Source organism: Thermogemmatispora argillosa (assembly GCF_059696725.1).
Genome location: NZ_AP019377.1, coordinates 2051119 through 2071249, shown reverse-complemented (window position 1 = coordinate 2071249; position 20131 = coordinate 2051119). Strand labels below are relative to the sequence as shown.

The following is a 20131-nucleotide window of genomic DNA, read 5'->3' as shown; positions in this document are numbered from 1 at the left end:
CTGCTGTCACAGGATCTTTATTCAGGCTAGATGGATGATCTTGCTAGGACACCTGTGGCCTTCTCCAGAGGGAGTGACCGGCTCGGCGGGGGAGCCTGTTCTTGGCAAGAGGCTCCCCCGCGTGCATGAGGCATCAGGAGGGAGGTGCTGTGGCGACCTCCAGGAGCCAGCGGCGAGCGGCTTCGCCGGTGAGGCGTTCGGAGTGTGCGGGAGGGCCGACATCGAGCCAGTCGACGCGTACGGACTCCAGGCCGGTGGCGCCGGAGAAGGAGGTGTTCCAGAGGCGGGCGCCGGTGAGGTCGGCACCGGTGAGGTTGGCGTGGGCAAAGCAGGCCTGTTGCAGGTTGGCGTGAGCAAAGCAGGCCTGGGATAGCTCGGCGTCGGAGAAATCGGTCTGGGCAAGATGGGCGGAGCTGAGATCAGCGCCCTGCAAGTTGGCGAGCCAGAAGGAGGCGTGGGAGGCGTCGAGGTGCCGGAGGCGGGCTTGCTGGAAGCGACCTTTCCAGCAGAGGGCCCAGCGGAGGTTAGCCTGGTCGAGGTTGGCGTGCAGGAAGGAGCAGGAGACGAGATAAGCGCAGGCGAGCTGAGTGCGGTGGAGCGTGGAGTGGTTGAAGTTGGAGGCGGGCAGGTAGGCGTGGCTGAGGCGCCGGGCAGAGAGATCCAGGCCGTGCAGGTCCACGCCGCCATCCACCAACCGCTGCTGACGTCTCCCATCAGTAAGCCAGTGCTCATGTTCCTGGAGGCGTTGCTGAAGATAGAGGACAAAGGATTGGGAGGCCAGCTTGAGGAGCCAGCGGCGGGCGGCTTCGCCGGCGAGACGGTCGAAGCCAAATTCATTCCTACTGTTCCAGAGTTCCTCTTGCAGGAACTCCCAGTCAGGTTCGAGCAGGCTAATTTCGAACCATTCAGGCCAGTGAAGGATGGGTTCGCCGAGGAGGTCTTTGGGCTCCTCCTCGGGAGGGCTGAGGTCGAGCCAGTCGGCGCGCACGGACTCCAGGCCAGTGGCGCCGAAGAAGGAGGCGCCCCAGAGGCGGGCGCCGGTGAGATCAGCGCCGGTGAGGTCAGCCTGGAAGAAGGAGGCTTGCTGCAGATTGGCCTGCCGGAAGGAGGTGCCCAGGAGGCGGGCCTGATCGAAGCGGGCCAGGCGCAGGGAGGAGGCCGAGAGGTCAGCCTGGGAGAGGTCGGCCTCGCTGAAGTCGGCGCGCTCGGCCTGCAGGTGCGGGAGGGAGGCGCCGAGCCAGAGGGTCTGCCAGCAGATGGCCTGGGAGAGGGAGGCGGCGGGGGCGTGGACCTGCTGGAAGAGGGAGCCGGTGAGCACGGCGCCGGAGAGGTCGGCGTGAGCGAGCTGGCAGGAGGAGAAGGAGCAGGAGCGCAGGATGGCCTCCTGGAGGGAGGAGCCGGAGAGATCGAGGGCGTGCAGGTCGAGGCCGGTGGCGCGGTAGCGCTGGCCGGCGGAGCCGGAGGAGGAGCGCCAGAGCTGGTGGGCCTGGAGGCGAGCAGAGACCTCAGCGGGTAGGGGTCGGTTCATGGGTGATCCTCGCTTTCTAGCTGAGATGGAAGGCCAGGAGACGGGTCGGGGTCTCCTTGATCCCGCAGGCGGGCCAGGAACGGTGGCAGAGGCGAGGTGGCGACCTCCAGGAGCCAGCGGCGAGCGGCTTCGCCGGTGAGGCGTTCGGAGTGTGCGGGAGGGCCGACATCGAGCCAGTCGGCGCGCACGGACTCCAGGCCGGTGGCGCCGGAGAAGGAGGTGTTCCAGAGGCGGGCGCCGGTGAGATCGGCGCCGGTGAGGTTGGCGTGGGCAAAGCAGGCCTGTTGCAGGTTGGCGTGAGCAAAGCAGGCCTGGGATAGCTCGGCGTCGGAGAAATCGGTCTGGGCAAGATGGGCGGAGCTGAGATCAGCGCCCTGCAAGTTGGCGAGCCAGAAGGAGGCGTGGGAGGCGTCGAGGTGCCGGAGGCGGGCTTGCTGGAAGCGGCCTTTCCAGCAGAGGGCCCAGCGGAGGTTAGCCTGGTCGAGGTTGGCGTGCAGGAAGGAGCAGGAGACGAGATAAGCGCAGGCGAGCTGAGTGCGGTGGAGCGTGGAGTGGTTGAAGTTGGAGGCGGGCAGGTAGGCGTGGCTGAGGCGCCGGGCAGAGAGATCCAGGCCGTGCAGGTCCACGCCGCCATCCACCAACCGCTCGCTGTAGATTGACCGTTGCCTATCAGCAAGCAAGCGCTCATGTTCCTGGAGGCGTTGCTGAAGATAGGGGACAAAGGATTGGGAGGCCAGCTTGAGGAGCCAGCGGCGGGCGATTTCTCCAGTGATACGGAAGCCCAAATCATCCCAACTGGTGTGGGGGTCCGGGCATAGGAATTCCCAGTCCGGATCAAAAGTGCTGATTTCCATCCAGTCAAGCCAGTGAAGGATGGGTTCGCCGAGGAGGTCTTTGGGCTCCTCCTCGGGAGGGCTGAGGTCGAGCCAGTCGGCGCGCACGGACTCCAGGCCGGTGGCGCCGAAGAAGGAGGCGCCCCAGAGGCGGGCGCCGGTGAGATCAGCGCCGGTGAGGTCAGCCTGGAAGAAGGAGGCTTGCTGCAGATTGGCCTGCCGGAAGGAGGTGCCCAGGAGGCGGGCCTGATCGAAGCGGGCCAGGCGCAGGGAGGAGGCTGAGAGGTCGGCCTGGGAGAGGTCGGCCTCGCTGAAGTCGGCGCGCTCGGCCTGCAGGTGCGGGAGGGAGGCGCCGAGCCAGAGGGTCTGCCAGCAGATGGCCTGGGAGAGGGAGGCGGCGGGGGCGTGGACCTGCTGGAAGAGGGAGCCGGTGAGCACGGCGCCGGAGAGGTCGGCGTGAGCGAGCTGGCAGGAGGAGAAGGAGCAGGAGCGCAGGATGGCCTCCTGGAGGGAGGAGCCGGAGAGATCGAGGGCGTGCAGGTCGAGGCCGGTGGCGCGGTAGCGCTGGCCGGCGGAGCCGGAGGAGGAGCGCCAGAGCTGGTGGGCCTGGAGGCGAGCAGAGACCTCAGCGGGTAGGGGTCGACTCATGGGTGATCCTCGCTTTCTAGCTGAGATGGAAGGCCAGGAGACGGGTCGGGGTCTCCTTGATCCCGCAGGCGGGCCAGGAACGGTGGCGGAGGCGAAGTCGCGGCCCAGAGGAGCCAGCGGCGGGCGGCTTCGCCGATGAGGCGTTCGGGCTGCCTGAGTGGGCCGACATCGAGCCAGTCGGCGCGCACGGACTCCAGGCCGGTGGCGCCGAAGAGGATGGCCTTCCAGAGGCGAGCGCCGGTGAGGTCGGCGCCGGTGAGGTCGGCGCGGTCGAAGAAGGCGTGCTCCAGGTTCGCAGAACGCAGGCAGGTGCCCTGCAGACAGGCCCAATCGAAGTGTGAGCCGTTGAGGAGGGCCTCGGAGAGATCGGCGCCGCGCAGATCGGCAAAGCTGAAAGAGGCGGCGGTGCCGTTCAAGCGGCGCAGGCTGGCCTGCTGGAAGCGGCTCCTCGAGCAATAGGACTCGTGCAGACTGGCCTCGTCAAGGGTGGCATGGTTGAAAGAGCAGGCGGCCAGGAAAGCCTCATTGAGATGGCAGCCCCGCAAGAGTGCCCCATGGAAATTGGCGTAGGAGAGGTCGGCATAATCAAGCTGGTGTGCGGAGAGGTCCAGGCTGTGCAGGTCTAGACCCTCTCTGACGAGTTGGTCTCCCTCCTTGCGGTAGGTCCGCAGCCAGCGCTCGTGAGCCTGGAGCCAGGCGTGAAACTCAGGGGGGTGGGAGTCAGTAGAGGCGGCGCGGAGCCAGTGGCGAGCGGTTTCGCCGGTGAGGCGTTCGGGCTGCTCGGGAGGGCCGACATCGAGCCAGTCGGCGCGCACGGACTCCAGGCCGGTGGCGCCGAAGAAGGAGGCGCCCCAGAGGCGGGCGCCGGTGAGATCAGCGCCGGTGAGGTCGGCCTGGAAGAAGGAGGCTTGCTGCAGATTGGCCTGCCGGAAGGAGGTGCCCAGGAGGCGGGCCTGATCGAAGCGGGCCAGGCGCAGGGAGGAGGCTGAGAGGTCGGCCTGGGAGAGGTCGGCCTCGCTGAAGTCGGCGCGCTCGGCCTGCAGGTGCGGGAGGGAGGCGCCGAGCCAGAGGGTCTGCCAGCAGATGGCCTGGGAGAGGGAGGCGTCAGGGGCGTGGACCTGCTGGAAGAGGGAGCCGGTAAGCACGGCGCCGGAGAGGTCGGCGTGAGCGAGCTGGCAGGAGGAGAAGGAGCAGGAGCGCAGGATGGCCTCCTGGAGGGAGGAGCCGGAGAGATCGAGGGCGTGCAGGTCGAGGCCGGTGGCGCGGTAGCGCTGGCCGGCGGAGCCGGAGGAGGAGCGCCAGAGCTGGTGGGCCTGGAGGCGAGCAGAGACCTCAGCGGGTAGGGGTCGACTCATGGGTGATCCTCGCTTCTCTGAAGAACGCGGAGTTTTCACCTGCTTTATCAACCTAATGGATTCAAGCGGCAGAAGCCAGGGTAGATCTGACATGTGGAGCCGCGATATCGGGGCTTGCCTGAAACCATAAAATATGCTTTCTTCATTCCATCCCTCATCCTTTTTGCAATTTTCCTTTTTATCTTGAATCGTTAAATTGAGATCAGACCGATCAATATTGAAATTATCGCTTATTATCTCAAATCCTTCTGAATGGATTCCTGTAACCTCTTATCCTAAAAGCCTTGATTAGAAATCGCTGAAGCCTTCTGAGGAGGCATAGCCCTCTGGTAGCTGACTAGCCTAGCCACTTTATTGTACAATAAACTTTTTTCGTAGTATAGTTGCTATCTCATTAACGGTCAGTAGTGCGATCAAAAGCTTCTCCAGGTGCCGATGAGAGCTAGCTGCCATCTGAGTTCTCCTCATCAGACCAGGTCTGAACCCTGACCCAGCTCTGATCATGCTAGTTGCGTGCTAACGAGGCTTTCACGAGAATCGTCGCCGCAACATTGCTCAAGACATCGAGAGGATAAAGCGCCCAATCGCTTGAGCTATTGGTGGGATCATCTAAGGGAGCAAAAGACATCATTCCCTCCTGTGAGAAATATCACACGCTTACTGGCTAACAGTAAGCTATCCTCGTCTTTCTTAAAGATCTGCCAAAGCGCTTCAGAGGGGAAGCTCTGTCACCAGTATAATTGCAAATACTAATTATTTCAATATTACGATTTTGCTACGCTTCGGCCCAGCCTGGCCCGCTCTGAAAGCATAAGATAGATTTCTAGTACCATGTCCATACAAAGAAAAAGACCCCCTTTGAGCCTTCAACATAGCCCTCTGTCGCAGCTACCCTAGTAGCACAAGTGATCTTATCTCTCTTCCCTGACACAGCCGTAGCGGAGGGCTATAGACATAAGTTAATAGGGAAGGCCTTTAAGAGGGGGAGAGCACGAGGAAGCAGAAAAAATTCCAGTGCCGTGCACAGCGTAGCTACAGGCACTGGAATCAACGCGGTACACTCAAGTAGCAAGTTGAGGCAATAACAATAAAAGAACAAAGGGAAAAGTGAGGCAGAACCACACCTTCAGGAGTAGAGCGAGAGAGGCCGGCAGGCAGCTACTCCTCGACCACGCCCATCACATCGCTTTCACGCAGGATCAGCAGCTCCTCATCGTCGATCTTAATCTCAGTGCCAGAATACTTAGAGAAAAGCACGTGGTCGCCGACATTCACCTCTGGCTTCACACGCTGACCATTATCGAGCAGCTTTCCAGGACCAACCGCCAGAACCAACCCCTGCTGCGGCTTCTCCTTCGCCGTATCGGGGAGCACAATACCGGTCTTCGTCACCGACTCGCGCGTAACAGGCTTAACCAGGACACGATCAGCCAGTGGGCGAACCTTCTCACCTGCGCTGGACATAGACTCTACCTCCCTTGCACAGACAGATAGCATGACACTCAACAACAACAACAACAAACAGAGCCGCCACGCTTGCCCTAGCTTGCCTGAACCTGGCAGCGTGGCGCCCAGCCGATTAGCACTCTCACAAGGAGAGTGCGAACCGGCTATTATCATACACCAGAGCGGGCCACATCGCAAGAGGGAAAAGGCGCCCTTACAGCACAATCGATTGATACGTTGAAGCCGCCAGCGCCTGCGCCACAATCACCGCCAGCAGCAACACACCCCAATCCAGCAGAGCATCGGGAACCGTGCCGACCACCAAGAAGCCGCGCAACAGATCCACAATATAGCTCAACGGATTAATCTGCGCCAACACCCGTAACCAGTCGGGCATGATAGCCAGTGGATAGATAGCATTACTGGCGAAGAAGAGCGGCATCGTCAACACCTGACCAATGCCCATAAAGCGCTCGCGTGTCTTAACGATAATCGCGATCAACATTGACAGCGTTGAAAAGAAGCTGGCTCCCAAGAGAACCGCCAACAAGCTGCCGATTACACCCACGACACTCCACTGCAGATGCACGCCCAGGATCAAGGCCAGCACAAAGATGATCACCGCCTGAGTGAGCGAGCGCACAGCCGCCCCCAATCCCTTCCCGGTTACAAAGCTGGCGCGCGGCACCGGTAACACCAAAAACTTCTGCAAGATGCCGGCATCGCGCTCCCAAATGATGCTCAGTCCATAGAAAATCGAGACGAACATCAAGGACTGCGCCAGGATGCCGGGCGTCATAAATGTCAAGTAGCTCACCGAGCCAGTAGGAATAGCACGCAAGCGCGAGAAGGCTTCCCCGAAGACCACCAGCCACAGAGCCGGCTGCACCGCGCGCGTCAGCAATTCCGTGGGATCGTGACGCAACTTGCGCAGCTCGATCTCCGCCACTACCAGCACGCAACGCACATAGGTCACCAGAGTCTCCCAGGGCGAAGGAGGGCGTAGCAAGGCCTCCAGCTCTGTCCCTTGGCGCTGAGATTTATCCGAAACGCTGAGCGCGCCGACGTAGCTGTCTGACTTCACGATAACTGCCTCCCGATTCCAGAGTATTGCCTGTCACGGACGTGAAGACGTCCTCAAGCGTAGCACCAGGTCGATTCAGACTGGCCTTCAGGGCTGCTGGCTCACCGATGGCCGCGATGCGCCCGTGATCCATGATGGCCACGCGCTGGCAGTAGGCGTCAGCCTCCTCCATATAGTGCGTCGTCACCAGCAAGGTGATCTGCTCCTGGCTGCGCAGCAGCTCTAGCGCCTCCCAGACCGAACGTCGGGCCGTTGGATCGAGGCCGATGGTCGGCTCGTCCAGGATCAAAATGCGCGGACGGTGCAGAATAGCCTGACCGATCTCCAGGCGCCGAACCATACCGCCCGAATAGGTGCGTACCAGACTATGAGCTGCATCGCGCAAATTGAGCAGCTCCAACACCTCCCAGATGCGCCGCTCGCGCTCCTGGCGCGGGAAGCCGAGCAGCTTGGCCACCACCAGGAGATTCTCATAGCCAGTCAGCGTGCTGTCCGCCGACAGCGACTGTGACACATAGCCAAGCAGACGGCGAATCACCATCTTATGGCGTTGCACATCCAACCCTGCGATGCGCATCTGGCCACTGGTCGGCGGGATCAACGTAATGAGCATACGAATAGTGGTGGTCTTACCGGCCCCATTGGGGCCGAGTAACCCAAAAGCTTCGCCCTCCTGGATGGAGAAGCTGATGTGATCGACTGCAACTTTCTCGCCGAAACGCTTGACAAGATCTTCAACTTCAATCATTGGCCTCATTCGGCCTGACCTCCCTCTACGGCAGGGATAGCGTCGCTTGCCGGACCGGCGCCGCTGCCTTCGCTCTTCGGCACGCCAGGACCCTGGTCCTGATCCGGTTTACCTGGCGCATGGCCCCGACTGGGCCTCTCCTGGCCCTGGCCGTCACCTTCACCTTCGTGCCAGCCTCCTGCGGCTTCGGCTGCCGCCAGCACTCGCTCAATGAGTCGTTGCAGCTCATCCTGCTCTTGAGGGGTTAACGGCTCCAACATGCGCGAGAGCACGGCACGCCGCTCCCGTTGCCAGGCCGCCACCTGCTCGCTACCGCGCGCCGTTAGCTCAACCAGTACCACCCGCTCATCGCCGCCTTCCCCCTGACGCACACGCCGCACAAAGCCCGCCTTCTCCAGCCGCTTGCAGGCGCTCGTCACGGAGCTGCCACTCAGCCCGAGGGCGGTCGCCAGCTCGCCAACGCTGCACGCTCCCCGCCGACTCAGGCTCTTGAGTAGCCAGTATTGCTCAGGCGTCATTTCGGCTCGCCTGACCGGGTGCGTGCTGCGCCTCAGCAGCCGCCACAAGGCCAGCAGATCTTCTACCAGGCGCTCGCTGGCCATAACAACTTGCTCCCTTCTTTTTTACAGACTAATATTTTTACTATCAAATATATTGATAGTATAGTTTGTGGCAACTGTCAAGAGACAAAAGGTGAGGAGAGTGCGCCCCCGTGAACGCCCGTAGAGAGAGCTTCAGGGAACTTATCGGAGGGAAGCCCGGTCTCTCTATGAAGGGAAGCTAACCGCTAACGGGCGGCGATGGCTCAAGGAGGTGGAGTTTGTCCCGCCGGAGCGGGGCGACGAGGCTGGTTCCCGCTCAGAGCCTTCCACCTGAACGGTCGCCTTCGTCCCACTGGCTGGCTAAAGCGCTGTCTCAAAGCCGCTGGAGCGGGCCCTGATCCATGACAGGCTCGTGACCGGTAGTGGTACGAAGGAAGCGACAGTACGAAAGAAGGTTCTCTATATGCAGAAGCGTGCTCATACGTTCCTTTTGATAAGAATCGCAGAAAGAGCCTCGTTTTCGTCTTGCATGATCTTATTTGCTTTGACCCTTCTACTGGTCTCAGCCTCAGCATGCGCGCAGCCGCAGCAGAATCAGGCATCGGCGCTTGACTGTGGTACCGTCACGAGTAGGGAGGCCTTGAGCAAGAACGTCGCAGATCGCAGGCGTGCCATGCTGGCAGGGGCCTGTTTCCTTCATGCCTACCAGCGCTGCCGGGCGGCCAGCCTGACCTACGTCGACCAGGAGCGGATTCTCAGACAAGATCAGGGGGAGACTATTGTACGGACTCTGACCGTCGAGGCCACGAGCTGCCAGGTCTTAGAGACTCTTCAGGGAGAGGCCAGCTCTGCGATCTATAGCTGTGACAGGGTGGAAGGTCTGCGCGGGGCCTTGCGCCTGGTTTCCTGCGGGGCTGATGGCACGTTCTACCTGGTCCTGGATGCTGCCGTTCAATAGGGGGGCTGATCAGAAGCCAGAGACAGCGAGGGGCACGGGTGGGCGAGAGCCAGAAGTCACGGGGCATCCTTGCTACGCTTGTGCCCGTGGCTGGAATGCGCTACAATAGAAGCCCAAGACGCCCACCAGAGTGGGGCGCCAGTCGTCAGGTGAGCAACGGCATTCTCTCTTCACAGCATCGATGCTCGCCGATTGCAGCAGACTCGCCGGCGCAAGAGATCTGGATCGTACGATGCCTGAGTATACCGACCTGGAACAGGAGATATTGGCCGGCCTTAACGGGCCACAGCGAGAGGCCGTCACCACGACCGAGGGACCGCTACTGATCCTGGCAGGTCCCGGCAGTGGCAAGACGCGCGTCATCACCCACCGCATTGCCTATCTGGTGCGCTGCCGCGGCGTGCGGCCCTGGCACATTCTGGCCGTGACCTTCACGAATAAGGCCGCGCGCGAGATGCAGGAACGCCTTGAAAGGTTAGTGGGCCTCAGCGAGGCTCGCGAAATGTATATCGGCACCTTCCACGCCATCTGTGCCCGCGTGCTGCGCGCCGAGGCGGAGCTGCTGGCACCGCTCGGCCTGTCCCGCTCTTTTGTCATTCTCGATACTGATGATCAGGCCGCTCTCATCAAGCAAGCTCTGCGCGATCTCGATCTCGATGAGAAGCAGTATCGCGTCTCGCTGATCCACGCTTTGATCTCGCGCGCTAAAAACGCCATGCTCTCTCCCTATCAGATGGCCGAGCAGGCCCGCCGCTATACCGAGGAGGTGGCCGCTCGCGTCTACCGTCGCTATCAGCAGCTTCTGCGCGCTAATAACAGCGTCGACTTCGACGATCTCCTGATGCTCACCGAGCAGCTCTGGCGTACAGAGCCGGAGGTCCTGGAGCGTTACCAGCAGCGCTGGCAGTATATCCATGTCGACGAGTTCCAGGATTGCAATGTGCCGCAGTATAAGCTGATTCGCCTGCTGGGGCGGGGCAGCTACGAGCGGCCCGGCGGCAGAGGCAATGTCTGCGTGGTGGGCGACGATGACCAGATGATCTATAGCTGGCGCGGCGCCAGTGCCGAAAACGTCCAGGCCTTTGAGCGCGATTTCCCCGAGGCGCGTATCATCCTGCTCGAGCAAAACTATCGCTCGACCCAGTATATCCTTGATGCCGCCCAATGCGTGGTGCGGCGCAACACGGCCCGCAAGGAGAAACGGCTATGGACGGCCCTCGGTCAAGGCGAGAAGCTGATCTACTATGAGGCCTATAACGATGAGGCTGAAGGGCTATACGTCGCCGATGAGATTCTGAAGCTGCTGGCCCGTGGCGAGGTGGCCCATCGCGGCGAGATCGCTGTCATGTATCGTACGAATGCCCAGTCGCGCGCCCTGGAAGAGCAGTTCCTGCGGGCCAACATTCCTTACAAAGTGATCGGAAGCCGTAAGTTCTACGAGCGCAAAGAAGTCAAGGACATGCTGGCCTACCTGCGCCTGCTGCTCAATCCCCACGATGACCTGAGCCTGCAGCGCATTATCAATGTCCCCAATCGCAAGATTGGTCCGAAGTCGCTGGGCGAGCTGCAGCGCTGGGCGCGCGAGGAGCAGCTTTCGCTCTATGCTGCCCTGCAGCGCAGCGAGGACCATCCGACCCTGGGCCGGGCCGCCAAGAATGCTCTGCAACAGTTTGCCCACCTGCTCGAAGAGCTGCGCGCCTCAGTGGCGGAGCTGCGCCTACCAGAGCTACTGGACCGCGTGGCGGAGCGCACGGGCTATGGTCCCGAGCTGCGCGCTTCTCCCGAGGGGGAGGAACGCTGGAGCAATATCCTGGAGCTGCGCCGCGTCGCTGAGGACTACGCCGAGATCGAAACCTCTCTTGCCCTGGAACTGTTCCTGGAGAATGTGGCCCTTGTCGGCGGGGCCGACGTGGTGCAAACCGGTGAAGAGGGAACCCTCCTGCATGAAGAGGACCAGGATGCGGTAACGCTGATTACCTTGCACGCGGCCAAAGGTCTGGAGTTCCCGGTCGTCTTCATTGTCGGGCTGGATGAGGGCATTCTGCCACATGGCCGCTCCATCGATTCGCCCGAGCAACTGGAGGAAGAGCGCCGTCTGGCCTACGTCGGCTTCACGCGCGCCATGCGCCGCCTCTATCTGGTGCGCGCTCGCCGCCGCTCGTATTTCGGCGATGTGGTCTATACCGAACCGTCGCGCTTTCTCGCTGACATTCCCCCCGATCTCTTTGCTTCTGGCCCCGGAACTCTGGGAAGCCCTGGCTCGCCGTTTCAGCCCTCAACCTGGGAGCGCTACGAGAGCTATGGCCATGACGGGCGTGGCGCTGGCTCCCGTCCGCGCCGCTCCGCGCCGGCCATGCCCGCCGACACAACCTTCACACCGTCATCCGCCGATGTTGCCACTGCGCCGGCGGCCCCGCGTTTCCAGCCTGGCGATCGCGTGCTGCACCATCTCTTTGGTCAGGGCATCGTCCTCAAGAGCGAGCTGGAAGGTGGCTCTGAGTTTGTCGAGGTCCAGTTTCAGGGGAAGCACGGCAAGAAGCGTCTCAGCCTGGATTATGCGCGCCTGGAGCGCCTCCCCTGAGCCGCGTCGGTCCACGCCAGTGGGGGAACAGAAAGGTCAGATGCTCCTTGCGGCGGCAGAGCAGGCAGTGCGCTGATCCCCCATCCAGGTCCGGCTTCCCCAACTTCTTCGTCTCGTTGCTTGCCTTAGCGCCCCCTCCTCTGCTCCATCACGAGTTCAAACAGGAAGCAGCCAAGCAGCAAACCAGCTAGCCCCCAGAAATACAGAAGCATAGTTTGAGGGATAGAATAACCATACAGATAGCCAACTACTACGGTGGCGAGCAGCTCAATCAAAAGGACCAAAGTAGCCAGAGATCAGCTCGGCAGGAGCGGGTCGTCATCGCTCTCCAGATCTGGAGGAGGAGCGTCGTCCCACTCGTGGTCCATGCCAGAACTCCTGTGCTCAATGAAGGCTTGCCGGCGCTCCCCTGACTAAAAGGAGTGTAGTCCCTCTCTGTTAAGGTCGTGCAACTAGCAGGTAATACTCCCGTTAAAAGCTGTCCTCGTTCAACTCGTTCTGGTTCTGAGCAGAGAGGCAGGAAAGCGAAAATATCAAAAATCCGCCTGCTTCCAAATATGGCTATTGCCAGACCAAATATAATCATTTATCATAGATTTAGCCTTTTATTCTTAGATCAATTTCCTGGATGGAAGAAAGGGTTGTGGATATAAACACTGATGGGAAATAAGCGCTTTAAAGAAGAGAAAAATGGCGAGCGAGGGGAGTATCACATTACTATCCACGATATGCCTAGTAGCGAACGCCCACGGGAGCGCCTGCTGCACTACGGACCGCAGGCCCTCTCGACGGTCGAGCTGCTGGCTATCGTCCTGCGCACGGGAACGAAACGGAGCAACGTTGTGGAGCTGGCGGGCAAACTCCTCGTGCTTTACGGCGGCCTGGGTGGCCTCATGGGGGCGGATCTGGCGAAGCTGTGCCGCGAGTACGGTCTTGGCTCTGCTAAAACGGCTCAGCTCAAAGCAGCGCTGGAACTGGGCCGGCGCCTACAGCTAGAGCAGCCCGAGGCGCGCTATCGCATCACTTCCCCGGCAGATGCGGCGCGCCTGGTCATGATGGAGATGGCCTATTTGGAACATGAGGAGATCTGGATTCTCTTGCTGGATACCAAGAATCAAGTGGTGGCTATCGAGAAACGCTACAAGGGAACGGTCAACAGCTCGGTTCTGCGGGCAGCAGAAGTTTTTCGCCCGGCGATCTTGCGCAATTGCCCGAGCATTCTCATCTGCCACAATCACCCAAGCGGGGACCCAACGCCCTCCCCGGAAGATATCGCCATCACCGAACAGCTTGTCTCCGCTGGCCGCCTGCTCGATACGGAGCTGATCGATCATCTCATTATCGGCAAGCAGCGCTATGTCAGCCTCAAGGAGCAGCTTGCCTGGTAGATAGCCATTGCGGTGTAGCTGCACTGCCCTGGCTGCAGGGAGATGTCCGGCTTGGCCAAAAATAGAGCAAAAGCAGTAGCATCAGAACAGATTCACCCAACCATTGACGAACGTCCTGCATGCGCAAGCGAGCTGGCTGGGGCAGTAAGGAGAGGCGCGCTGGCGGAGTGGACAGCAGGCTTTGCACCCGGCGAAGCAGAGGTCAGAACAGCAGAAAGGGGCGAAGAAACAGGCCGGCTGCAATGGGGTCTTGTGCCTTGCTTGGCTCGCCGTGGGCTTCCCACTGCAGCCGGCTGACTGCCGTCCAGTCATGTAGCGCGGACAATCGCCTCAGCCGTTTCCTGGGGGCCGGTCTGATCCTGGCTCCGATCCTGATCACCCGGGCCCTCAGCGCCCTCCGCGCGGGGTGCTGGCAGGCCGCCCTCCAGGGCCACATCCAGCACCTGCTTAATATCATCGACAAAGACAAACTCCATCTGCTCGCGCAGCTCGCGCGGCAGGTCCTCCAAGAGATCCTGCTCGTTTTTGCGCGGCAGAATCACCGTGTGGATACCGGAGCGATAGGCGGCGAGCACCTTTTCCTTGACGCCGCCGATGGGCATCACACGCCCACGCAGCGTAATCTCACCTGTCATAGCCACATCCGAGCGCACCTTGCGCCCGCTGGCCAGCGAGACCAGCACCGTCACCATCGTCACGCCCGCCGACGGTCCATCCTTGGGGATAGCTCCCGCGGGAACGTGAATGTGGACAGCCTGGTTCTCGAAAACATTGTTGGGCAGGCCCAGCGCAGCAGCATTGGAGCGCACGTAGCTGAGAGCTGCCATCGCCGACTCTTTCATCACATCGCCGAGCTGGCCTGTCAAAATCAGCTGGCTCTCCTTGCTGGGCATCACCGCCGCCTCGACAAAGATGATCTCCCCACCGACCGGGGTCCAACTCAGGCCTGTCGCGATGCCGGGCCGATCGATGCGCTCGGCGGCCTCCTCGAAGAAACGCCAGCGGCCCAGGTACTCAGTGAGCTGCTCCGTCGTAATATGGATCGGAGCCTGACGCCCCTCAGCAATCTGGCGGGCTGCCTTGCGGCAGAGCGTCCCGATCTCGCGCTCCAAATTGCGTACGCCTGCCTCGCGCGTATAGCCGCGAATAATGTGGCGGATCACCTCATCGTCGACGATCAGCTCATCCGGGCGCAAACCGTTGGCCGCAATCTGCTTGGGCAGCAGATAATTGCGGGCGATATGCATCTTCTGCTCCTCGGTATAGCCTGAAAGCTCCAGGATCTCCATGCGATCCCGCAGCGGCGCCGGAATTGGCTCCAGAGAGTTGGCCGTCGCGATGAAGAAGACCTTCGACAGATCGAAAGGCAGATCCAGATAATTATCGCGGAAATTATAGTTCTGCTCGGGATCAAGCACCTCCAGCAGAGCCGAAGAGGGGTCACCGCGCCAGTCGGCCCCGACCTTATCGACCTCGTCGAGCATAATCACGGGGTCGTTGGTCTCGACACGTCGCAACGTTTGAATAATGCGCCCCGGCATGGCCCCGATATAGGTGCGACGATGGCCACGAATCTCCGCCTCATCGCGAATGCCACCCAGCGACATGCGAGCAAACTTGCGTCCCAAGGCGCGAGCGATCGACTGACCCAGCGAGGTCTTACCCACACCAGGCGGGCCGACAAAACACAGGATCGGCTCACGGTTAAGCTGGCGATTCGCCTCGCCCGAATGCAAGGGCTGCGTTGGACGACGCTTATCGGCCTCGCCCTCCGCTGCGGCTTCTGCAGCCTCCTCCTCGCGCTTGGCCCGCTCAGCCATGCGCTCCTCCTTCAGGCGCCGCACCGCCAGATATTCCAAGATGCGCTCCTTGATCTTCTCCAGATCGTAATGATCCTCGTCAAGGACCTGGCGGGCCTTCTGAACATCGATCGTCTGGCCAGTGCTCTTGCTCCAGGGAAGGCTGACCAGCAGCTCAAGGTAGGTGCGGATAATGCTGTACTCGGGCGACACTGTCGGCAGCTTCTCCAGGCGAGCCAGCTCGCGATTCGCCTCCTTGAGGGCCTCCTCAGGCATCTTGGCCTCTTCGATCTTGGCGCGCAGCTCGTTGATAGTGGCCTGCTCTTCGCTTTCCTCACCCAGCTCGCGCTGAATGGCCTTCAGTTGCTCGCGCAAGAGGTACTCGCGCTGCATCTTATTCATCTCTTCCTGGGCACGACTCTGGATCTTGCGGCCCAGCTCGAAGATCTCCAGCTCGTGAGCGAGGAAGCTACTCAGCTCCTTGAGCTTCGCGCGCACAGAATCGAGTTCAAGCAGCTTCTGGCGGAGCTGCAGGTCCATCTGAACGAAGGTGGCGATCAGATAGACCACCTGGCGCGGTTCCTCCAGGTTGAGATTAGCGGCGGCAGCGCCTTCCGGCACATTCTGGACGAGGGCAACCATGCGCTGGAAGTAGCTGACGACGTTGCGCTTGATGGCCTCCGTCTCGGTATCATTCTCCTGCTGATCAGGCCGGAGGGTCACGCGCGCCTTCAGATAGGGCTTTTCCTGAACGAACTCGCCGATGGTCACGCGCTCCAGTCCCTGGACGATGATATGGATGGTGCCATCGGGCATGCGGATCATCCGCGCCACGCGCGAGACCGTCCCAATCTTAAAGATGTCATTGGGGCCGGCCTGCTCGATATCCGCCGACTTCTGGGCCACCAGTACCACCAGGCGATTGCCGCGCATGATATCGTCAATCAGGCGGATCGAGCGCTCCTGACCGACCGCCAGCGGCTGCATGGCGAAAGGATAGACCACGACATCCTTGAGGGGAAGGACCGGCAGGATCTCAGGGATCGAGAGCCGCTCCTCATCCTCACCCTCCCGCTCCTCGTGATAGTGGTGGTGATGATGAGAGCGCTCCTCACGGGAGGGTTCGGGGTCCTCATCGACCGCATGCCGCTGACGCCGTCGCGACTTCTTGCGCGCCGAAGTCGCTGTCGCTGTTCGCCTGCTACGCGCCGCACGACGCCGCGCTGGAGCACTTTCCGCCTGAGACTCCTCTTCGTCTTGTATTCCCTGAACCTGTTCTTCCTCTTCTTCTTCGACCGCCTGCTCAGGCATAAGCTCGCGCTTCTTCTGATCCTTTTCCATAAACCTTTCTCAATCAGTAGTCGTTCGGTTCGCTAGTTTCTTCTACTTCTCCGCGGCACTCTGCCGGACCTGGACGCGCTGCGGCTCGCTGCGGGTTGCGGGCAGCTTGGGCAACGTGACCCAGAGAAAACCGTTTTCGTAGCGTGCCGTCACTGCCTCGCGATCGATGGGCGAGGGGATGAAGACCTCGACGCGGAAAGGCCCATAGCGGATCTGTGCCTCCTGGTAATAGAGATTCTCGCGGTCTTCGCTGTCGTCTCGCCGCTCGCCGCTGACCACCAGCGCGTCTTCGTAGAGTGTCACGTTAATTTCATCCTCTGACATGCCTGCAAGCTCTATCTTCACGACGACCCGCTCCGCCGATTCGCGTATATCGGCGGGGGGTCGCCAGACCTCCGAGCGTTGAAGGAGGGCCTGCTGACTCTGCCGCAGGACCTCCTGCAACAACTGACGGTAATGGCGTTGCAGTTGTTGCCCCGACCCATCGATATAGCGATAGGTCACATAGCGGTAGCGCATCCGCATACTGGTTTACCTCGTTTCACTCTCCTCAAACGGATCGTGAGGCGTGACCTTACATGCAGCTTCCTTGCCTCTTCTGGCTCTCTCTGCAGCCTCTTGGCCTGCCTATCTCTCTCCTTGCGTTGGCTCCCTCCAGCGCTAGCGGCTGGATCTCTCCCCTAAGCTCTTGAGTAAACACTTGCTAGACTAGACAAGACTGGAAGAAATGGCAGTTGAAGCGCCCAGGCCTGCCCAGTCCCCCTTGTCAATGTTGGCCCGGTCGAGTCGGGTCAGGCGCCTTAGCCACCCTGTAGCTGGCACAGGAGGACAGTGAGCAGGACCTGCGCAGGCCAGCAGTCCGGCTCACGTGGTGATGGCCAATGCCGCTGCCCCCCACTGAGCTACTCTCCTCCTCTCAAGGCCCTCTCTGCCTGCTTGCCTACCACGCAACAAAGAAACACTCCGCCCGCCTCGCCCTTCTCTCCCCTATCTTACATAGACAGAGAGAGCGGTACTGGACATTCCCTATCTTGCTGGCTGCTTCAGTCCGCTCTTCGCTGCTGTCTCATTCGTTGCGGACGGCGACGATGGAGAGAGAAGGGAATTGGCGGCTACGCCCCTTTCTCACCCTATAGGCCCGTAGGCTCCCAAGGCTCTGTGGACGCTACATCTGCTTACCTTACTGAGTTAGAGCAGAGGAAGATCTTTTTCGCCACTGGCCAGCGCCTTCTGACACTCCGGGCAGAGGTATTCATATTCTGAATGGCTCTCGGAGAGGACGTCGCTCTGGATGATGCGCGCATAGCGCAGACGAGTTGCCTTATTGCACCTGGAGCAGTTGACGTATGTATCAGATATAGCAGTCCTTCTGGTACCAAGGATGTCTTCCTGCATGACCGACACATGCCTTTCTTTCTGCTTCAAAGGTCACAATCACCCGGTAGCAGCGTGGGCCAGGGCGCGATGCCATGCAGCTGTCGGCTTGGCTGCAGGCTGGGCGTCCGGCCCTCTCACGGGAGCGGAGTGCATGCGTATGGGCAGGCGTGCCTTTCCCGTTTACAGGCCAGGTCTGTCCTTGTGGCCGCCTGGCCTTTTTGATTATGGCATGCAGGCGCGAAAATTGCAAGGTGGTTTGACGTCTTCATGACGATATGCTACTATGTCTCTTAGGCGTCATTTATTTTTCGTGCGTTTTCAAAAGGTTAGCAGGCAACTCAGCAGCTATCAGGCGCGTCTTTCCTGGTTGGTTAGCCGGGCGCGGCCAGCGCCCTGATATGAATAGAGGGCACTCCCATGATCGCGCGAACACTCTCTCAATGGCTGGCTCGATTGTTCGCATGGTGGCCCGGGAGAAAGCGGCGCTCCCAGGCGGTGGCGGCGGAAGCGGGTGGGGCCTCTAGCGCCCCGGTGTTAGCACCGCGTCAGCGCCCTCTACCGGGCATGCCCACCTCTCCCTCTTCTCCATCCACGCCGGCCAGTGGTTGGGCCTCGCAAGCCGGCCCTGCTTCTCGGCGTTGGCTCTCTACTGACTGGCCCGATCTTTTCGTGCCACCGACGCTCACAGCTCCGCCCGGGGCGATCGGGGGCATGCCATTTCTCGGCCAGGGCCTCCAGACCTTCCCAGGTCCTACCTCCGACCCCGACGCTGACTCGCTGACAGGCGCGCGCACGAGCTGGACCCAGGAGAACAGTCTCTTGCAGCCCGCTGAAGCTGCCTCTTGTCGCGGCTCCGGCTCCGAAGCGGACGAGACCCCCGCCGAGACTTCGCCGGCTGCTCTGCTTCAGCAGCGCCGCCTGGAGTTCCTGCGCTACCTGGTCAGGCGCGGCCTCGTCAACGAAGGCTTTGATCAGGAGCACTTGCCAGAACAATACCGCCTTCCCTGAGCCTGTTCCTTCCTGGTCACCTGTATCTTCGACTGCGTTCGCGTCTCATCTCAGGTGGGGGGCAGGGCAGCAAGCAAACAAGCAGGACTAAGATGGACCGAGCCGCTCCCCCGGCTTGGCCAGCCAGAGTGCTGCCTGTCTTGATGGGGCCGGGGGACGCCGTTGGCGGGAGCAAAGAAAGAGGTTGTCCGCCTGGACCCTGCCCAGAAGCAGGGCGCTGGGCCGGGCAGGCTAGTAGAACAGGAGCATGAGCCGATCTGATCGGGCGAATGCTTGGTGGGGCCAGGCGGGCACGGGACTGGTTCCGCCTTTCGCCGGGTAGGGGGAAGAAAACAGCTCTGCACTTCTTGTGCTCGCTGGGGCAGGCATCAACAAGTAGCGGCAAGAGCGGCAAACATAAGAGACATCGGCTGCTGTCCTTCCTCCGAGCAGCAGCTCAGGTTGCTTGTTGGCCGCTGTCTTTCTTCTCGCTTGCCCTCATCTCTGCAGTCAGCTAACCTGCGCGCTCTCAAAGAGCACTGAGACTCCGCTGCTCTCCTGACTCGCCAAGCGGTGCTCATCAAGGCGCGTGCAGACACTCTCGACCGGACCGCGCTCTCTCAAGTGAGCGATCTGCAGCTACTATCAGTGAGACCCTGGCTTGGGGGGCCTTAGTGCAGTAAGATGAGAGCTATGGGCTGGGTCTGGCCGTGTTCTCTCGCATTGCCGGGCGGTAAAGAGCATCACTCTGCTCGCTCGGCTCAGTCCTCAATGGCGGTCTCGCTGAGGCGCAGGACCAGACGGCAGAAGTGGAGTATCGCGGCGGCGAACTCCAGATAGGTCTCATCGCTGGGAGTGGCATAGGGACCAGGTGAGGCGCGTCGGCGTAAGGCGCGGAGCACAACCATAACATCTTCTTTCAAGGAGGCATCGAGGTCACCGTTTTGCATCAGGCGGACCACCTGAGCCACAATGGAGTCGACTTCAAGGCGCATCAGGCGCAGTTCTGTTAACCAGGCATCTTCGTCAGCGGGTGGGGGAGCATCGTCGTCCCATGTGGAAAGCGCGGAGGCCTGGCCCTCCTCGTCGACTTGTCTGACATCGCTGTAGCTCGCACGCTGTTTGGCCTGGAGGTGAGTTTGGGAGTCAGGTGCTTCGCCTTCGAGCGTTACCCCCAGCTCACGCAGTAGCTCGGCTAGTTCCTGTTCCCAGCCAGCCATGAGGCACCTCCTTCTGAAATAACCGCCAGGACGTCCTTGACACATCCAAAGTGTAGCACAGTGTACCATCCCTGTAAATGGGTCGAATGGGCTGAGACACTCGCGTGGGCTGCCTGGGCGGAACGTGCTTCTTGGCGCAAGCTGGCTGACTGCGGCGGCGAATGTTGAGGAGCAGGCTTTTGCTGTGAAAGTTTCCCTCAACGAGATCGACGGCTTGGCAAGTAACTGCGGACCGACCTGCTGGCAAGGCTCAGCCTGATAGAGAAGCTCGCCAGCAGAAGGAAGCGGCTGGCAGT

General features: G+C 60.9%; 15 protein-coding genes. 4 read left to right on the top strand and 11 right to left on the bottom strand.

The genetic code is table 11. The features are described from left to right. Positions 1-133 precede the first annotated feature (133 nt). From AC6H1L_RS08050 to AC6H1L_RS08015, 8 genes are all read right to left on the bottom strand, one after another. A complete protein-coding gene (locus tag AC6H1L_RS08050) occupies positions 134-1528 on the bottom strand; it encodes a pentapeptide repeat-containing protein (RefSeq protein WP_497601006.1) in 1395 nt (464 codons plus the stop codon). After that, positions 1525-3009 carry a pentapeptide repeat-containing protein gene (locus AC6H1L_RS08045; protein WP_497601005.1) on the bottom strand — a complete coding sequence of 495 codons (1485 nt, stop codon included), beginning with the start codon at positions 3007-3009 and terminating at the stop codon, positions 1525-1527. The genes AC6H1L_RS08050 and AC6H1L_RS08045 overlap by 4 nt, the downstream gene beginning before the upstream one ends. After that, positions 3006-4364, bottom strand: a complete 1359-nt coding sequence (locus AC6H1L_RS08040) for a pentapeptide repeat-containing protein (protein WP_497601004.1) — start codon at positions 4362-4364, stop codon at positions 3006-3008. The genes AC6H1L_RS08045 and AC6H1L_RS08040 overlap by 4 nt, the downstream gene beginning before the upstream one ends. A 505-nt stretch (positions 4365-4869) precedes the next feature. After that, the gene (locus tag AC6H1L_RS08035) at positions 4870-4995 is read right to left on the bottom strand and encodes a hypothetical protein (protein ID WP_497601003.1); all 126 of its coding nucleotides are present in this window, start codon (positions 4993-4995) and stop codon (positions 4870-4872) included. A gap of 527 nt (positions 4996-5522) precedes the next feature. Further along, positions 5523-5828, bottom strand: a complete 306-nt coding sequence (gene groES, locus AC6H1L_RS08030) for a co-chaperone GroES (RefSeq protein WP_497601002.1) — start codon at positions 5826-5828, stop codon at positions 5523-5525. Between the two features lie 196 nt (positions 5829-6024). After that, on the bottom strand, positions 6025-6828 hold the full coding sequence (locus AC6H1L_RS08025; RefSeq protein WP_497601523.1) for an ABC transporter permease: 804 nt from the start codon (positions 6826-6828) through the stop codon (positions 6025-6027). 22 nt (positions 6829-6850) lie between these two features. After that, a complete protein-coding gene (locus tag AC6H1L_RS08020; protein ID WP_497601001.1) occupies positions 6851-7651 on the bottom strand; it encodes an ABC transporter ATP-binding protein in 801 nt (266 codons plus the stop codon). Further along, complete coding sequence (locus AC6H1L_RS08015; protein WP_497601000.1) at positions 7648-8244, bottom strand: MarR family winged helix-turn-helix transcriptional regulator; 597 nt, start codon at positions 8242-8244, stop codon at positions 7648-7650. The genes AC6H1L_RS08020 and AC6H1L_RS08015 overlap by 4 nt, the downstream gene beginning before the upstream one ends. Before the next feature lie 469 nt (positions 8245-8713). On the opposite strand from AC6H1L_RS08015, the gene AC6H1L_RS08010 reads away from it, so the two are divergent. The 3 genes from AC6H1L_RS08010 to radC all read left to right on the top strand — a co-directional run bounded on the left by AC6H1L_RS08010 (position 8714) and on the right by radC (position 13111). Next, a complete protein-coding gene (locus tag AC6H1L_RS08010) occupies positions 8714-9142 on the top strand; it encodes a hypothetical protein (protein WP_497600999.1) in 429 nt (142 codons plus the stop codon). Positions 9143-9374: 232 nt separating this feature from the next. Beyond that, entirely contained in the window at positions 9375-11723 is a 2349-nt protein-coding gene (locus AC6H1L_RS08005; RefSeq protein WP_497600998.1) for an ATP-dependent helicase, read from the top strand. A gap of 659 nt (positions 11724-12382) precedes the next feature. After that, the gene (gene radC / locus AC6H1L_RS08000) at positions 12383-13111 is read left to right on the top strand and encodes a RadC family protein (RefSeq protein WP_497600997.1); all 729 of its coding nucleotides are present in this window, start codon (positions 12383-12385) and stop codon (positions 13109-13111) included. A gap of 308 nt (positions 13112-13419) precedes the next feature. Here radC and lon read toward each other — a convergent pair whose 3' ends face one another. Together lon and AC6H1L_RS07990 are read right to left on the bottom strand one after the other, a co-directional pair. Next, positions 13420-16221 (bottom strand): endopeptidase La, encoded by a 2802-nt coding sequence (gene lon / locus AC6H1L_RS07995; RefSeq protein WP_497600996.1) that lies wholly within the window; start codon positions 16219-16221, stop codon positions 13420-13422. 72 nt (positions 16222-16293) lie between these two features. Next, entirely contained in the window at positions 16294-16776 is a 483-nt protein-coding gene (locus tag AC6H1L_RS07990) for an Hsp20/alpha crystallin family protein (protein ID WP_297161285.1), read from the bottom strand. Positions 16777-18123: 1347 nt separating this feature from the next. Between AC6H1L_RS07990 and AC6H1L_RS07985 the strand changes: the two genes are divergently transcribed. Beyond that, entirely contained in the window at positions 18124-18636 is a 513-nt protein-coding gene (locus tag AC6H1L_RS07985) for a hypothetical protein (protein ID WP_497600995.1), read from the top strand. Positions 18637-19376: 740 nt separating this feature from the next. Here AC6H1L_RS07985 and AC6H1L_RS07980 read toward each other — a convergent pair. Beyond that, positions 19377-19835 (bottom strand): hypothetical protein, encoded by a 459-nt coding sequence (locus AC6H1L_RS07980; RefSeq protein WP_497600994.1) that lies wholly within the window; start codon positions 19833-19835, stop codon positions 19377-19379. Between the last annotated feature and the right edge of the window lie 296 nt (positions 19836-20131).

Bases quoted from the DNA above. Each gene is read 5' to 3' on its own strand.
- AC6H1L_RS08015 (WP_497601000.1), bottom strand. From the start codon at position 8,244: ATGGCCAGCGAGCGCCTGGTAGAAGATCTGCTGGCCTTGTGGCGGCTG.
- lon (WP_497600996.1), bottom strand. From the start codon at position 16,221: ATGCCTGAGCAGGCGGTCGAAGAAGAAGAGGAAGAACAGGTTCAGGGA.
- groES (WP_497601002.1), bottom strand. From the start codon at position 5,828: ATGTCCAGCGCAGGTGAGAAGGTTCGCCCACTGGCTGATCGTGTCCTG.
- AC6H1L_RS08020 (WP_497601001.1), bottom strand. From the start codon at position 7,651: ATGAGGCCAATGATTGAAGTTGAAGATCTTGTCAAGCGTTTCGGCGAG.
- AC6H1L_RS08010 (WP_497600999.1), top strand. From the start codon at position 8,714: ATGATCTTATTTGCTTTGACCCTTCTACTGGTCTCAGCCTCAGCATGC.
- AC6H1L_RS07980 (WP_497600994.1), bottom strand. From the start codon at position 19,835: ATGGCTGGCTGGGAACAGGAACTAGCCGAGCTACTGCGTGAGCTGGGG.
- radC (WP_497600997.1), top strand. From the start codon at position 12,383: ATGGGAAATAAGCGCTTTAAAGAAGAGAAAAATGGCGAGCGAGGGGAG.
- AC6H1L_RS08005 (WP_497600998.1), top strand. From the start codon at position 9,375: ATGCCTGAGTATACCGACCTGGAACAGGAGATATTGGCCGGCCTTAAC.
- AC6H1L_RS07990 (WP_297161285.1), bottom strand. From the start codon at position 16,776: ATGCGGATGCGCTACCGCTATGTGACCTATCGCTATATCGATGGGTCG.
- AC6H1L_RS08040 (WP_497601004.1), bottom strand. From the start codon at position 4,364: ATGAGTCGACCCCTACCCGCTGAGGTCTCTGCTCGCCTCCAGGCCCAC.
- AC6H1L_RS08035 (WP_497601003.1), bottom strand. From the start codon at position 4,995: ATGATGTCTTTTGCTCCCTTAGATGATCCCACCAATAGCTCAAGCGAT.
- AC6H1L_RS08045 (WP_497601005.1), bottom strand. From the start codon at position 3,009: ATGAGTCGACCCCTACCCGCTGAGGTCTCTGCTCGCCTCCAGGCCCAC.
- AC6H1L_RS08050 (WP_497601006.1), bottom strand. From the start codon at position 1,528: ATGAACCGACCCCTACCCGCTGAGGTCTCTGCTCGCCTCCAGGCCCAC.